The sequence below is a fragment of the Kordiimonas lacus genome, assembly GCF_001550055.1.
GTDB classification, from domain to species: domain Bacteria; phylum Pseudomonadota; class Alphaproteobacteria; order Sphingomonadales; family Kordiimonadaceae; genus Kordiimonas; species Kordiimonas lacus.
This window is the reverse complement of the sequence record NZ_LRUA01000006.1, coordinates 818961-833238: the sequence shown is the minus strand read 5'-3', so window position 1 is coordinate 833238 and position 14278 is coordinate 818961. Positions and strand designations below refer to the sequence as shown.

General features: G+C 58.1%; 12 protein-coding genes. 8 read left to right on the top strand and 4 right to left on the bottom strand.

What is annotated here, in order from left to right; all coding sequences use genetic code 11:
- The first annotated feature begins 178 nt into the window (after nucleotides 1–178).
- From KORLAC_RS12045 to KORLAC_RS12035, 3 genes are all read left to right on the top strand, one after another.
- The gene (locus KORLAC_RS12045) at nucleotides 179–2284 is read left to right on the top strand and encodes a tetratricopeptide repeat protein (RefSeq protein WP_082714646.1); all 2106 of its coding nucleotides are present in this window, start codon (nucleotides 179–181) and stop codon (nucleotides 2282–2284) included.
- A 57-nt stretch (nucleotides 2285–2341) separates the two neighbouring features.
- Nucleotides 2342–3586, top strand: a complete 1245-nt coding sequence (locus KORLAC_RS12040; RefSeq protein WP_074519458.1) for an MFS transporter — start codon at nucleotides 2342–2344, stop codon at nucleotides 3584–3586.
- A gap of 172 nt (nucleotides 3587–3758) precedes the next feature.
- Nucleotides 3759–5492 (top strand): amidohydrolase, encoded by a 1734-nt coding sequence (locus tag KORLAC_RS12035; protein WP_068306893.1) that lies wholly within the window; start codon nucleotides 3759–3761, stop codon nucleotides 5490–5492.
- Between the two features lie 82 nt (nucleotides 5493–5574).
- On the opposite strand, the gene KORLAC_RS12030 is transcribed toward KORLAC_RS12035, so the two are convergent.
- Nucleotides 5575–5850 carry an Lrp/AsnC ligand binding domain-containing protein gene (locus KORLAC_RS12030; RefSeq protein ID WP_068306891.1) on the bottom strand — a complete coding sequence of 92 codons (276 nt, stop codon included), beginning with the start codon at nucleotides 5848–5850 and terminating at the stop codon, nucleotides 5575–5577.
- A gap of 169 nt (nucleotides 5851–6019) precedes the next feature.
- Between KORLAC_RS12030 and KORLAC_RS12025 the strand changes: the two genes are divergently transcribed.
- From KORLAC_RS12025 to KORLAC_RS12015, 3 genes are all read left to right on the top strand, one after another.
- The gene (locus KORLAC_RS12025; protein ID WP_068306889.1) at nucleotides 6020–7612 is read left to right on the top strand and encodes a phytoene desaturase family protein; all 1593 of its coding nucleotides are present in this window, start codon (nucleotides 6020–6022) and stop codon (nucleotides 7610–7612) included.
- A 200-nt stretch (nucleotides 7613–7812) separates the two neighbouring features.
- Nucleotides 7813–8115, top strand: a complete 303-nt coding sequence (locus KORLAC_RS12020) for an STAS domain-containing protein (RefSeq protein WP_068306886.1) — start codon at nucleotides 7813–7815, stop codon at nucleotides 8113–8115.
- 34 nt (nucleotides 8116–8149) lie between these two features.
- Nucleotides 8150–10279 carry an ATP-binding SpoIIE family protein phosphatase gene (locus KORLAC_RS12015; RefSeq protein ID WP_068306884.1) on the top strand — a complete coding sequence of 710 codons (2130 nt, stop codon included), beginning with the start codon at nucleotides 8150–8152 and terminating at the stop codon, nucleotides 10277–10279.
- Nucleotides 10280–10287: 8 nt separating this feature from the next.
- Here KORLAC_RS12015 and KORLAC_RS12010 read toward each other — a convergent pair whose 3' ends face one another.
- Together KORLAC_RS12010 and KORLAC_RS12005 are read right to left on the bottom strand one after the other, a co-directional pair.
- Nucleotides 10288–11058, bottom strand: a complete 771-nt coding sequence (locus KORLAC_RS12010) for a hypothetical protein (protein ID WP_206594940.1) — start codon at nucleotides 11056–11058, stop codon at nucleotides 10288–10290.
- A 116-nt stretch (nucleotides 11059–11174) separates the two neighbouring features.
- Nucleotides 11175–12071 carry a LysR family transcriptional regulator gene (locus KORLAC_RS12005; protein ID WP_068306882.1) on the bottom strand — a complete coding sequence of 299 codons (897 nt, stop codon included), beginning with the start codon at nucleotides 12069–12071 and terminating at the stop codon, nucleotides 11175–11177.
- Between the two features lie 164 nt (nucleotides 12072–12235).
- Here KORLAC_RS12005 and KORLAC_RS12000 point away from each other — a divergent pair, with 164 nt between their 5' ends.
- Both KORLAC_RS12000 and KORLAC_RS11995 read left to right on the top strand, forming a co-directional pair.
- A complete protein-coding gene (locus KORLAC_RS12000; RefSeq protein ID WP_068306880.1) occupies nucleotides 12236–12712 on the top strand; it encodes a tetratricopeptide repeat protein in 477 nt (158 codons plus the stop codon).
- Between the two features lie 31 nt (nucleotides 12713–12743).
- Nucleotides 12744–13154: an MAPEG family protein gene (locus KORLAC_RS11995; protein ID WP_082714643.1), complete on the top strand. Its 411-nt coding sequence runs from the start codon at nucleotides 12744–12746 to the stop codon at nucleotides 13152–13154.
- 18 nt (nucleotides 13155–13172) lie between these two features.
- Here the strand turns inward: KORLAC_RS11995 and KORLAC_RS11990 are convergent, their stop codons facing one another.
- The gene (locus tag KORLAC_RS11990; protein WP_068306878.1) at nucleotides 13173–14099 is read right to left on the bottom strand and encodes a hydroxymethylglutaryl-CoA lyase; all 927 of its coding nucleotides are present in this window, start codon (nucleotides 14097–14099) and stop codon (nucleotides 13173–13175) included.
- Nucleotides 14100–14278 lie beyond the last annotated feature (179 nt).

Sequence of the window (14278 nt, the reverse complement as noted above, 5' to 3'; positions counted from 1 at the left end):
AATCCTGACTGTAAACCTAGGTTTATCTGCGCCTAAAGGCTCCGGCATTAGCTAAGCTTTCTATTGCATTTGCATAAAATTGTCACGGGAAAATATCGGCTATGTTGTAATCGCGAATGGTTATCACCTATGCTGGATATCACATTATGGGTTTCATGAACTGAATGGGGGTTCGGGCATGTTGAAACAGTTGTCTTTAGTATCGCTTCTGATGCTCGCTGCGTGTGGCGACAACGATGCGGAACAAGATATTGATTATAACGCCGTGACAGACGCGGAGATCGATGCGTTCGTGGACGCAGGCGATTTTCCGATGGTTGTCAAAATCATTGAGGCGCAGGACAAGGCGGATATCGCCGATGTGCATGACTATCTGGTGCTGGCGAAGGTCTATAACGACGTATTGGACGGTGTTGCGGCAGAGGTGGCGCTGGAGAAAGCACGCGAAGCGGGCGCTGATGAGGCGGAGCTTGTGCTGCCGCTGGCTCGTGCCCTTGTGGCCCAGCGGGAAATGGACCGCGCCTGGAAGGTGCTGGTGGAAGGGGACATCCCGCCAGATGACCGGTTTGATGCCTTGCTGCTGAAAGCCGACGTGGCGCGGGACCGGCGCGGCCCGGATGCCGCGCGGGAGTATTTCCAGCAGGCAATCAAGGAACGGCCCGACCATTTCGGTGGCTATCTGGGGTTGGCGACTCTGGCTTTTTCGCAGGGTGATCTGGCAGAGGCCGGGCGACTTGCAGAACAGGCGGGCGAGATGGCCCCGGACGACCCGGGCGTGTTGCACGTGCGCGGCGCCATTGCACGCTATGAAGGGCGCCATGAGGAAGCCGTGGGGCTTTTGAAACAAGCTGTCGCGGCCCGCAGTGGCCACCTGCTTGCGCGTCTGGAACTTGCGGGCACTTATATTGATACCCGAAAATTTGAAGACGCGCAGAAGGAGCTGGATGCGGTTTATGCTCTGTCGCCCGGTAATTCGATGGCGCAATATCATTCGGCACTGATCCTGGCGATGACCGGCAAGCCCGGCGAAGCCGAAGCGCTGTTACTGAGAACGGGGGACCTGACGCGGCTTTACCCGCCGGCTGCGCGCACCTACGGGCATGTGGCGTATCAGCTTGGGAAATATTCCACGGCCAGCATGTATCTGGAGCGGTTTCTGGAGGGCCAGCCGAGCGACCGCTTGACGCGCCTGGCGCTGGCGGAAAGCATTTCACAGCGCGGGCGGGCGCAGGAAGCCCTTGATGTGCTGAGGCCGCTTCTGGATCAGGAAGAGGGGGACCTTGAGGCTGTCCTGATGGCCGCCGCCGCCCACGGGGCGCTAGGGGAAGTGGCCAAGGTTCGGGACCGTCTCAGGGAAGCCCGTAGCCTGGCGGCAGAGCGCGGCGCTGACGGTGAAACACTGATGAAGGGGCTGACCCGGCGCCTGGCGCTGGCCCGCTTCTTTGCGGGTGACCAGAAAGGCGCGACCGAGGAACTGCAGGCTTACTATCTGCAGAATCAGGATGATGTGGAAAGCATGGCGGTACTGGCCAACCTGTGGTTGGGGCAGGGCAATTACGCAGCGGCCGAGGATTTGGCGCACAAGATACAGGCGCGGGTGCCGGGGTCTGCCCAGGCGGCGAATATCCTGGGGTCGGTCAAATATCGTCAGCGCGACTTTGAGGCGGCACTTGGCCATTTCGACGCGGCGCTCAAGGAAAATGTCGACTATCAGTCAGCCATCAAGAACCGGGCGTTGGTTTATATTGCCCTGTCGCGGTTTGATGATGCCGAGAAAGACCTGGTGGGGCTGGCGGCCAGTGCGCCCTCGGACGGCCAAATCCATGCCATGCTGGGGCGGGTTTACCTGCAACAGGGCGAAACGCAGAAGGCGATGGCTGAGCTGAGGCAGGCTGAAGAGATTCTGCCGTCTTCTGCCATTGTGGCAGCGGACATGTCGCTGGCGCTTGCGCGTCAGGGCTATTATTCGTCCGCGATCAACAAGGCGTCAAAGGCGCAGAAGCTGGCGGAAGGCACTGACGCCGGACTGGTGACCTATCTGGCCGGGCTTGTGGATGGCTGGCAGGAAACCATCAAGGCTGAAGCGGATGCAGAGGCCGAACAGGAGGCCGAGCGCCGCGCCAAGCTTGAGAAAGGCCGCAAAAAGCGTGAAGCCGCGAAACAGAAGCTGATTGATGACACGAGGGGCGATGGCGCGCCTGCGGCTGACGACGCAGCTGAAACAGCACCCAAGACAGAACCTGAGACAGGTGACGACCCGCCCAAGGCTGACGGCGGGGCCTGAGGGGAGCCCACTTAGGCATAGGCCACGAGGCGCTGACACGGCTGTTGAGTTATTGGGGTGGAGTGCGTAAAACCGGTCAATGACGTTTCCTGGCCGCTTGCGGCCCAATTCGCCGGATATTTTATGCCGATTCTGTTTCTAGTCGTATTTTTCGTGATGGCGGGCTTTGCCATGCTGTTGCCGTCCATCATGTATGTGCTGGAAAACCTGGGTGCCAGCCAGGCGGAAGCGACGCCGATCCTGGCCAGCTACAGCCTGTCTCAGTTTATCATTGGCCCCGTGTGGGGGCGGTTGTCGGATTGGTTTGGCCGACGTCCCATCCTGATCATCACGCTTGTGGGCGCCTCCGCCTGCTATCTGTTTCTGGCCACCATGGCAGATACGCCGGCCATGGTTCTCCTGGGGCTTACCCTCATCGGCATCTTTTCCGGCAACACGTCGGTGGTGATGGCAGCCGTGAGCGACCTGACAGCGCCGGAAAACCGGGCGAAAGGGCTGGGGCTTATGGGGGCGGGCATCGGCCTTGCCTTCACGCTGGGGCCCGCCGTGGGCGGCATTTTTGGGGGCGGTGACGCACAGACCGCCACCATTTCCGTGCCTGCAGCCATTGCCGCCGGGCTGTTGCTTGTGGGCGCGCTTGTGGTTGCCGTCCGCTTTCGCGAAAGCCACACGGATACTGTGGAAGGCGAAGACCGCATCAGCCGCCTGGAAGCCTTCGGGCGCATTCGCACCCGCCCAATTCTGCTTCAGATCTGCCTGATGATGCTGTGCTTTACCGTGCCGCTGTCGATGATGGAATCGGTGCTCAGCTATTTCATGGAAACGCGCTACCAGTGGGGGCCGCCGGACATGAGCAAGCTCTTCTTCATGATTGGCCTGATCCTGATGCTTGTGCAGGGCGGTCTGATCGGGCGCCTGACGCTCCGGTTTGGCGAGATTTCGCTGGCCCGCGTCGGGGTGTTCTTCATGGGGGTGGGGCTGTTCCTGATCATGCTGGTGCCCACAGCGAGCCTTGTTTATCTGGGTATTGCCGCCACCAGCCTTGGGACCGCACTTTTCAACACATCCATGGCAGCGCTGGCATCTCACAGGGCGAAACCAACCGAACGCGGCGCGGTGATGGGGGTGTTCCAGTCGATGCAGTCGCTGGGGCGTTCCACCGGGCCATTGACTGCCGGGCTTTTGAACCAGCAGCTCAATGGCCTGCCGCTTCTGGCGGGTGGCTTGATCATGGTGCTGGTGCTTTGGTGGGTAGTGTCGCTGCACCGCCAAATCGACAGGACAGGGGTAGTCCGGGCCTAAAAAGCCTTCTTGAGGCGCTATATAGTGATCACAATGTTGACTGGACGGTCAGGCCTCGGTCAGTAAGTTTTTTGGATTATTCACGCCTATTTTTCAGATAATGCTTTGCATTAGGCATCGGTTTTCGATATCTTCTCGCCTAAATGTGATCACATTATCAAGGGGAAAGAGGATGAATAGATTTTTGCCGCTTGGCGCGCTTCTGCTCGCTGCAGCCTGTGGGGAACAGGCAGGCAAGGCGCCTGCGCCGGCTGACCTGCTGTTGACCGGGGGAACCATCTACACAATTGACGGACAAAAAAGCGTCGCCGAAGCCATGGCTGTCAGAGACGGGAAGATTATTTATGTCGGGTCAGATGCGGACGCTGCTGCCTACAGGGGTGATGCGACCAAGCTGATCGAACTGCAGGGCGAGGCCGTCTTTCCTGGATTTACCGACAGCCACGCCCACTTACCCGACGGCGGGGGAACACTGCTGGGGCTCGGGCTCCAGGGTATGACCTCGGCGGATGAAGTCCTGGCTGCGGTGAAGGCCTATGCTGAAGCGCACCCCGAACTGGGGGCCATCACCGGCGGTGGGTGGGAGCTGAACCTGTTCCCCGACGCCAACCCATCAAAAGAACTGCTGGATGCTGTTGTTCCGGACAGGCCTGTTTTCCTTGTGGCGGCGGATGGTCACAATGGTTGGGTGAACAGCAAGGCGCTTGAACTTGCTGGCGTTACCAAAGACACGGAAGACCCTGTGAATGGCCGACTTGAGCGCGACGCTGATGGCAACCCGACGGGTACCCTGAGGGAAAGCGCGCAAGGCCTTGTGGCTCACGTATTCCCGGCGCCAGCGGTTGAAGATGTGATCAAGAATCTTGAAGCGGGTATGGCCTATCAGGCCGGTCACGGCATTACCGCAACCATTGATGCGGCCATCATGTCGGATGTGAACGAGCAGGCCTATCTGGCGGCATCGGAACGCGCAGACCTGCCACAACGGGTGCGCGTGTCGCTGCTGGCGGCAAACGAAATGGTGACCTCTGAGGTGACTTTGGACAATGTTGCAGAGACTGTTGACCGTTTGGTGGCGCGCCGTGCGCAGTACCGGGCCCGGAGTGCCGGGCGCCTGGATGCAGAAGCTGTGAAGATTTTTGTCGACGGTGTGCCGGAAAACCATACAGCGGCGCTTCTGGAGCCTTATGTCAACGCCCCGATGGGGCCGGAGCACGCGGGCGAAATCAATCTGAGCGAAGAGGCTTTGAATGCTTATACTGCCCAGCTTGAAGCCAAGGACTTCCAGGTGCATATGCATGCCCTTGGGGACCGGGCCGCTCGCGTCGGTCTTGACGCCTTTGAGGCTGCCATTCAAACAAATGGTGAGCGGGACCGTCGCCACCATATTTCCCATCTGGAAATCGTGCAGCCATCAGACATCGCGCGTTTCGCGCCCCTGGGTGTGACGGCAAACCTTCAAACGCTGTGGCACTTCCGGGATGCTTACATCTCTGAGCTAACAGAACCGTTCCTGCAGGAAGAGCTGCGCGACAGCCTTTACCCGGCGAAAAGCTTTGTCGAGGCGGATGCCCGCATTGTCTGGGGCAGCGACTGGCCGGTATCCACAAGCAATCCGTTTCATTCCATTGAAGTAGCGGTTCTGCGCAAGGACCCTTTGAATGCTGAAGACCAGCGCTGGATTCCCGAGGAGGCGCTGAGTGTTGATGATATGATCCGTGCGCTGACCATTAACGGCGCCTACCTGATGGGGCAGGACGATATCCGTGGGTCTATTGAAGTGGGCAAGGAAGCAGATTTCATCATCCTGGACGCCGACCCCTACAAGATTGTCCCGGAGACGATCAGCGATATCACGGTGATCAACACCTTTATCAGCGGGGCCTGCGTGCACGGCTGTAAATAAGGGATAGCAGAATAGAAAAGGGGCACCCTCGGGGCGCCCCTTTTTTTGCTGAACATCAGCAGAAAGTCAGATGGGGATTGGCTCAGATAGGGTCTGGTCCGGCGCCCATATTGTCTTCAGTGAAGGCATTCAGGCCGATGATCGTGTAGGTGTCCTTGACGCCTGGCGTGGTTTGCACCTGCTGCGTGATGAAGCGGCCGATCTCCTGGTCCGTACCCAGCTGGAACTGGGCCAGAAGATCATAGTTGCCGGATGTGGAATAGACACTGCGAACCTCAGGAATTTCATCCGCCAAATGAGCCGCAACATCATAGGTGCGACCCAGTTCACATTTGATCATAACAAAGACGGTCTTCATTGGCTGAAACCTTAATTGACAAAGAAACTTAATCCGCTTGTAGCGAAAAGGGGCGCGACTGTGAAGGGTAGATTTGGCAATCGGAAAGCCGCACCTGCAAAAATGCCATTGCCCGCACGCAAGGACTGTCGTACCCAACCTGTGGGGACTTTTTTGAGGGAGTGAATCTATGTATGACGTGGCAATTGTCGGCGGTGGCCATAACGGCCTGACCTGTGCAGCCTATCTGGCCAAAAAGGGCCTCAAGGTGGTAGTGCTTGAACGCCGTGACATGCTCGGCGGCGCCGCGGTGACAGAAGAGTTTCACCCGGGTTTTCGCAACAGCTCTGCGTCCTATACCGTCAGCCTCTTGAACCCCAAGGTGATTGCCGACCTGGAATTGCACCGCCATGGTCTTAAGCTCGTGGAGCGGAAGTTGGCCAACATCTTCCCGATGAAAAATGGCGATCACTTGGCTTTTTCCTATGACAGCGAGGAGCAGAAGACAGAATTCGCCCGCTTTTCCAAACATGATGCCGAGGCGCTGGACCGCTACAGCGCCGATATCACCATGGTGGCCGACGAGCTGAGACAGCTTCTGCTGCAGGCGCCGCCAAATGCGGGCGGCGGACTGCGTGACATTATGAAGGCCGCCAAGCTGGGCCTGAGCGCCATACGCCAGCCGATCGAGGCACAGCGCCTGCTCTTGGACATGGCAACACAAAGCTGCGCCGATATGCTGGACCGCTATTTCGAAAATGACATGATCAAGGCGGCCTTCGCCTTTGACGGGATTGTTGGCGCCTACACCAGCCCCAATGCGCTGGGGACGGCCTATGTGTTGCTGCACCATTGTTTTGGTGAAGTGAACGGCAAGAAGGGTGTGTGGGGGCACGCTATTGGCGGCATGGGCGCAATTAGTGAAGCCATCGCCAAGTCAGCGCTTGAGGCCGGTGCCGAAATTCGGGTTGAAAGCCCGGTCGCGGAAGTCATCACGGAAAAAGGCAAGGTCTGCGGTGTGGCGCTGGAGGACGGCACCATTATCAAGGCGCGCGCGGTGGCGGCCAACGTGGCGCCGAAGCTGCTTTTTGGTAAGCTGGTGGACCCTGAATTGGTGCCGGAAGATTTCGGCAAGCGTATCAAGCACCTGAAAAGTGGGTCAGGCACCTTCCGCATGAATGTGGCGCTGTCGGAACTGCCGCAATTTACCTGCTTGCCAGCCAAAGGGCAGGCGCCCCATCATAGCGCCGGCATCGTGATCGGCCCGGGCATGGACTATCTGGACCGCGCTTATCTGGATGCGCAGCTTCAGGGTTGGTCCAAAGAACCCATAGTCGAGATGCTGATCCCCAGCACGCTGGATGATACACTGGCGCCAGAGGGCCAGCATGTGGCCAGCCTGTTCTGTCAGCAGTTCGCTCCTCATTTGCCGGACGGCAAGAGCTGGGACGACCACAGGGAAGAGGTGGCTGACCTGATCATTGATACCGTCACCAAGTATGCGCCCAATTTCAAGAAGGCCGTTATCGCGCGCCAAATTCACTCGCCACTGGACCTGGAGCGAAAGTTCGGCTTGATTGACGGTGATATCTTCCATGGCCAGCTGACACCGAACCAACTGTTCGCATCCAGGCCCGTGCTTGGACATGCAGACCACCGCATGCCGGTTGATGGGCTTTACCTGTGTGGTTCGGGTGCGCATCCGGGTGGCGGTGTAACCGGTGTGCCGGGGCACAATGCGGCGGCGGAAATCATCCGGGATTTCAAGCATCGGCGGGTATGAGCCCAAATCCCTGAGGGTTGGATGGCACGCCGGCGTTGTACGCTTGTTGTGATTGACCGCCTATCTTATTGAATTATTAAAGTTTTGAAGCATAATACCATCTGTGGGTTGGGTGTTATTTCCAATGGGCAGGTGGCCTGGGTCAAGCCTTGGTTGTCTACCCCGTCATTTCAGGCTTTTTGGGCCGAAGGGGGATTTTTATGGAATACCGCATCAAGGATTCAGAGGATGGTGCAATCACAGCGACCTTCACGGGCGACATCACATTTTCCGAAAATGTTGCGTTCCGGCAGTTGCTGAAAGACCTGGCAGACCGCGATATCACGTCCTGTGTGTTTGACCTGTCAGCCGTTGATATGGTTGATTCTGCAGGCCTCGGCATGTTTCTCATTGCCAAAGAGCAGGCCGATACGGCGGGATGGAAGCTGTCTGTTTCCGGCGCGCAGGGGCACGTGGCAAGCATGTTGAAGCTGACCAAGCTTTCTGACCTGCTGCAGTCTTGATGCAGCGTCTGGCTGCCAAGAAACGGCTGCAACGGTGAACAGCGTCGAGAATACGGGCATACCCGGCCGGGTCGAGGAACTCGCAGCCGAAGTTCGGGGTGCCACCATCCTTATCGTGGATGATATGGCGATCATGCGCCAGATCATTGGGCGCTGCCTCGAGCAAGCGGGATTTACCGAACTCTTTTATGCTGCAGATGGCCAGGATGCGCTTGATTTCATTAAGGAAACGCCGCCTGACCTGTTGATCCTTGACCTGAATATGCCAAGGGTTACCGGCTATGAGGTTTGCCGGATATTGCAGGCTGACCCGAAAACGGCTGGAATGCCCATTCTTGTGCAGTCAGCCTCGGAAACCGCGGAAGAGCGCGTGAAGGTTTTCAGCAGTGGCGCGACAGATTTTGTCTCCAAGCCCATCAACCAACCGGAACTGCTGGCCCGGGTGTGTATGCACCTTGAAAACAAGTTCCTGATCAAGAACCTGAGCGATTTCCAGACCCGTATGCAGTCCGAGCTTTCCATGGCGCGGGACATGCAGCATTCCCTTCTGCCCGACAAAGAGTCCCTCGACGCGCTTGAACATATCTCGGGTATGGCGTTTGAAACCCACTATAAGGCCTCGTTTGAACTGGGCGGCGACCTGTGGGGCGGTTGGGCGCTCTCTGACGACGAGTTTGGCGTTTTCATACTGGATGTGTCAGGCCACGGGGTAGGGGCTGCGCTGAATACCTTCCGCCTGCATGCGACCATGACCCGGTTCGAGATGTACCGTGACGACCCGGCAAGCTTCCTGACGTGCCTGAATGGTGCGCTCAAGCCCACATTCCCGCTGGGGCACTTTGTGACCATGTTTTATGCGGTGATCAATCACCGGACCGGCGATATTGTTTATGCCGGAGCCGGCGCGCCAAGGCCGATGATTGTGAACACGGAGGGCAAGGTGCGCCTGCTGGACAGTGCGGGCACGCCGGTGGGTATTCTCAGCCGTCCGGGATATGAAAACAAGACGGCTTGCCTGCGCGCCGGCGAAACGCTCATCTGTTATTCGGACGTGCTTCTGGAAGCTGCGGGGCCGGATGGTGCCTTTTTGGGTGAAGACGGCTTCGTTGCGGAAGTTGAAAGCAAAGCAAAGGCAGGTAAACGCGAAACACTATTGGACCGGTTGCTGAAATCATTCTACGCCAAGTTGCCCGGCGAACTGCCCGATGACCTGACAGCTCTGGCCATTCACCGTGATCAGCACAGTGCGATTTCAGACGATGCTGTCACGGGTGGGGTCAAGGGGCGGGTTTTGGTTATGACGCCTGACAACAGCACGCTTGCTGAAGTCGTGGGTGTCAGCCAGCCGGTAGAGTTTGAGTGCCTGCGCGTGGCCGATACCGCCAGTCTTGCAAACGAGGTGCACGGCGATTTGCCTGTGGTTGGGTTTGTCACAGACGCAGAAACGGCTCGCCGGGAAGGGCCTGCGGAAATCTGTTCGACGTTGGGCGACGCCTTCATCAAGGCAGGCGGCCCGATTGTGCTATGGGCGGATATTGACCGTGAGCCTGGATTGAAGCAACTGCAGTTTGACCTGAATGTCAGCCGCATTGTCAGCCTGGGTAAGGGGGCGGATGCCCTGTGGGCCGCTGTCCACGCAGAGGCGGACGACTATCTGCTGCGCCTGTCAGCCGCAGATGCTGTTGGGCGGCGGACGGCAGAAATTGGTGATGTGGACCTCGCCAGCTACCGCTTCAGGACGCGGGAAGAGGCCAAGAATTTGGCCACCATGCTCGCGGGGGCGTGCGCGGAACCGGTTCCGGTTGCGCTTGGGTTGACTGAATTGTTCGTCAATGCTGTGGAGCACGGCTGCCTCAACATTGGTCACGGCGAAAAAGGTCGGCTGATCGAAAAAGGTCGGCTGTCGGAGGAAATCAAATACCGGCGGTCATTGCCCGCTTATGCAGACCGGTATGTCACAGTGGAATTTCGCCGTACGGACACTGATATTCTTTTCCGCATCACAGACCCTGGTGAAGGGTTTGATCATCAGGCTTTCACAGGCGTGGAAGGTGGCCACACCAAAAAGCATGGTCGGGGTGTCACCATGGCGGGTGGCTGTTTTGATGAAGTCACCTACATGGGCCGGGGCAACGAAGTGTTGGCCCGATACCGGCTGCGCTAGCTAAGGCCTCAGCTTTTCTTCACCAACAAGCGCTCTGGGCGGCGGTTTTCCGCCTGGCGGAACAGGCTGTATGTGCGGTTGGTATAGTTGGATACATCCAGCACCGACTGCATATAGTCCTCAAGTTCCTTGGTGCGCTCGGCCTCAAAAATCCGGACGTTCTGGGTTGGGTCCTGCGTTTCGAACCGGACATAGAACCAGGGCTCGCCGCGCCTGAGGATCAGGTCCTGCGTGGTGTCATGCCATTCGAACGCCCACATGAAGGGGCGCGGCCAGATATGGATCGGAAAGCGCCCGGAAATCATCAGGCCGGGGCGCGGTGTTTTCAGGTAATCCAGATAAGGTGGCAGCTGGTTGATCCACACCGGTTCGTCAGAGATGAACACATAGGGCGTTACGAACTGCAACAGCGGCCTGTCGGGGTGGCGCCATTCGCTTTGCGGGTGCATCAGCATGATCTGGCTCATGACGCTCGAGCGGATCGCCGAATTGGCGCCCTGGACGTTCAAGAGCTGTGGTTTCCCGTCCGGTGAGCGCGTCAGGCGCAGATGCAGGTCATAGGGGCATTTGACCACGAAATGACGGCTGTCGAAATCGATCGCACCGGGGCATTTCTGTACAGATTTCGCGTCGGGCGATTCCGGTACATTCTGGCGGAAGGGCTCGGGCTCATACCAGACAACACCAGCCTTGGGGGCTTTCATGACCCAGCCAACATCCACCGTACGGCGCATTTTCGCGACACGGTCCCGCCGGGCATAGAGTTTGTTCAGCATCATGTCTTTTCCCCCTGAGGTACGCAGAAATGGCACACATAAATCTTGTCTGGAATGATCTTTAGGTCATGTTGCCGTGCCGTTCAACTGCCTTGGGTGGCTGATGCGGCCTATGGCCCTCAAGCAGCGCCCGCGAAAGCAGCCGCATTGTCCTGCAGCAGGTCCCCAAGATAATCATACATGGCGCGGATGCGCGCGCTGCGCCTGAGTTCCGTGTGGCTCACCAGCCAGATATCTGAGCTGAAGACCACATAATCGTCAAACAGGCGCACAAGGTCAGGGTCGTTGGCGGCGGCCAGGCATGAATAGGCGCCGATGCCATAGCCAGCCTTCACCGCGGCAGACAGCGCCACAAGGTTGTTGGACCGGAAAGCGGCGCCCTTCGGCGCGCCGATGCTCTTGCGGTGCTCGGTCGAGGTGTAGGCGAGAATTTCGTCGTGCGGCAGGATGAAGTCATATTTCTTCATGTCGGACATGGTTTTGGGCATGCCGTGCTCAGCCAGATAATCCTTATGGGCATAATAGCCGTAAGCCATTGAGACCGTGCGTTTGCAGATCAGGTCATTCTGTACTGGGCGGAACATCCTAAGGGCGATATCGGCCTCACGCCTGAGGAGGTCAGACACCGCATTGTCCACCTTCACATCCACTGTGATGCCGGGATACTGTTTGCGGAAACCGATCAGTTTGTCCACAAGCCACAGGGAGCCGATGGCTTCGGTGCAGCTGATTACAACTGACCCCTGCAGGCTACTGTCGTGGCCGGTGATCAGGCGTTCGATGGCGTGCACGTCATCCTGCATGTGGCGGGCGTGGTTCATCATCTGCTCGCCAAGGGCGGTCATCTCAAGCCCCGTACGGGTGCGGGAGAAAATCTCGGCCCCAACATTTTCCTCAAGCGCGGTCAGGCGGCGCGACAGGGTCGGCTGGCTGACATTAAGCTTGCGGGCTGCGGCAGACAGGCTGCCTTGTTCGGCCATGGCCAGGAAGTATTTCAGATCATCCCAATCCAGCATGGGAAGCCTCCACAGAAATCTAGAACAATTCAATTATGAATAGCTAATCTGCATAAATTGTCAATTACATCCAAAAATGAAATTCACATATAGGCCCTATGACACGGGCAACCCTCCCTGAACCCCATTTGCCCGCGTCACGACATGCGACGAGGAGACAAGACATGTGGACGACACGTAAATCACTGGTGGCCGGCGCGGTGCTGGCGGTAGCAAGTTTTTCCGCAGCAGCGAATGCGCAAACCTTTTACGCCGGTCCTGACCGCAATATCGAGCGCGGCACAGATGCCCTGATGCAGGGTGACCTGAAAACCGCTTCCAAATATTTCCACCGGGCGGCGGAGACCAACTTGGGCAAGGAACGCCTTGTACCGCTTCTGAATAACCTGTGCGCCGTTGACTATGCGCTTGGCAAGCTGGATAGTGCCGAAGAAGCCTGTAGCCGGGCTATCGCTGAAGATCGCCATTTCTGGCGCGCTTATGTGAACCGGGGCAATGTTCTGAAAGCCAAAGGCGAATATGCCGATGCGCATCAGGACTATGCCAAGGCTGTACGGCTGAAGCCGAAAAGTGACATCGCACAGCGGGCGCTGGCGCGGCTTCAGGAGGAGCAACCGAAACTGTTTGCTGCGGCCAAATAGAGGCCTGGCAGACCACCAAGGGGGACCATCGGTGGACAAGGCAATTTTCTACCCAATGCTGGGCATGGCGGCGCTGACTTTCAGCGTCGTCACTTTGTTGGCTAAGCGGCGCTTTGCGGCCGTGAAATCTGGTGAAACCAAGAATCCGGCCTTCTTTAAAACTTTTCGCGGTGAAAGCCCGGAGCCCCCGAGCGTGCAGGCAGTACAGCGTAACTTTGCCAACCTGTTCGAAATGCCAATGCTGTTTTACCCCGCGTGTGTGGCCGCCGGAATGCTGGACAAGGTTGATGCCATCAGCCTGAGTCTGGCCTGGGCCTATGTGGCGCTCAGGGTCATCCACACATTGGTGCATGTGACCGGCAATGATGTGCCTACGCGCTTCAAGATATTTTTCCTGAGCAACGTGCCGCTGATGGCCTTGTGGATCTATATCGCGCTCTAGGGCGTCAGGCCTGAACTATTAGGACTGACCTTTAGGGAAACCGCCCGCGTGCGCCACCATGGAGGGCACCGGGCGGCCCAGTACCTCTTGAACCCAGGCCGAGAGGGCGATCACCTTATCCAGGTCCACGCCTGATGTGATGCCTGAGCGGTCGAGCAGGTAAAGGAGGTCTTCGGTGCCGATGTTGCCAGTGGCGCGCGGCGCGAACGGGCAACCGCCCAGGCCCGCGACCGAACTATCCAGAATGCGCACGCCAGCTTCATACGCCGCCCAGGCATTGGCGATGCCGGTGTTGCGGGTATTGTGGAAATGGGCGCGGAGCGGCATGCCCGGGAGGGCATCCCTGACGGCTTCGAATATCTCGCGCACCCGGATGGGCGCCGCCACACCGATGGTATCGGCAATCGCGATCTCACGCGGGCCGGCGTCGGCCAGTTCCTTGGCCATATCCACCACCACAGAAGGGGGTACCTCGCCCTCGAACGGGCAGCCCCAGGCGGTTGAAATGGTGACCTGTGCCTTGAGGCCTTCCTTGTTCGCCAATCGGATGATGTCCTTGCTGACAGCCACAGACTCCTCCCGTGACTGGCCCTGGTTCTTTTCACCAAAGGTGTTGGAGGCGGTGGCCACACAGCCCACTTCATCCACGCCGCGCTTGTTACCCTCACGGGTCGCCAGCGCGCGCAGGAGGCCGCGCTTGTTCAGCACCAGGCCGACATATTCAACGCCTTTGATATCCGGCAGGTCAGCAATGACCGCTTCGGCGTCGGCCATCTGCGGGACCAGTTTGGGGTGAACGAAGCTTGCCACTTCAAGACGCTTCAGTCCGGCGTCCATCGCGCGGGTGATCAGCGCCACCTTCTGGTCGGTCGAGAACATGACTTTTTCGTTCTGCAGGCCGTCACGCGCGCCAACTTCAACAATTTCAACCGTTTGGTTCGTCATGGTCCCGTCTCACTCCTGAACATTCCGCAGGGAAAAAGCCTACACATACATGATAAGTCAGCTTCCGATGGTCAAGCGGTTTCACGCTTGAAGGTCCGACTCGGCAACTGGATTTGTCGTGGGGGCGTCAAAGGGCAGGGCATCTGACCTAATAAATTGTGGAGTATGCACAAGGGGTT

Excerpts from the sequence above, each read along its gene's own strand:
- KORLAC_RS12045 (WP_082714646.1), top strand. The coding sequence starts at position 179 with ATGTTGAAACAGTTGTCTTTAGTATCGCTTCTGATGCTCGCTGCGTGT.
- KORLAC_RS12035 (WP_068306893.1), top strand. The coding sequence starts at position 3,759 with ATGAATAGATTTTTGCCGCTTGGCGCGCTTCTGCTCGCTGCAGCCTGT.
- KORLAC_RS12030 (WP_068306891.1), bottom strand. The coding sequence starts at position 5,850 with ATGAAGACCGTCTTTGTTATGATCAAATGTGAACTGGGTCGCACCTAT.
- KORLAC_RS12025 (WP_068306889.1), top strand. The coding sequence starts at position 6,020 with ATGTATGACGTGGCAATTGTCGGCGGTGGCCATAACGGCCTGACCTGT.
- KORLAC_RS12020 (WP_068306886.1), top strand. The coding sequence starts at position 7,813 with ATGGAATACCGCATCAAGGATTCAGAGGATGGTGCAATCACAGCGACC.
- KORLAC_RS12010 (WP_206594940.1), bottom strand. The coding sequence starts at position 11,058 with ATGATGCTGAACAAACTCTATGCCCGGCGGGACCGTGTCGCGAAAATG.
- KORLAC_RS12005 (WP_068306882.1), bottom strand. The coding sequence starts at position 12,071 with ATGCTGGATTGGGATGATCTGAAATACTTCCTGGCCATGGCCGAACAA.
- KORLAC_RS12000 (WP_068306880.1), top strand. The coding sequence starts at position 12,236 with ATGTGGACGACACGTAAATCACTGGTGGCCGGCGCGGTGCTGGCGGTA.
- KORLAC_RS11990 (WP_068306878.1), bottom strand. The coding sequence starts at position 14,099 with ATGACGAACCAAACGGTTGAAATTGTTGAAGTTGGCGCGCGTGACGGC.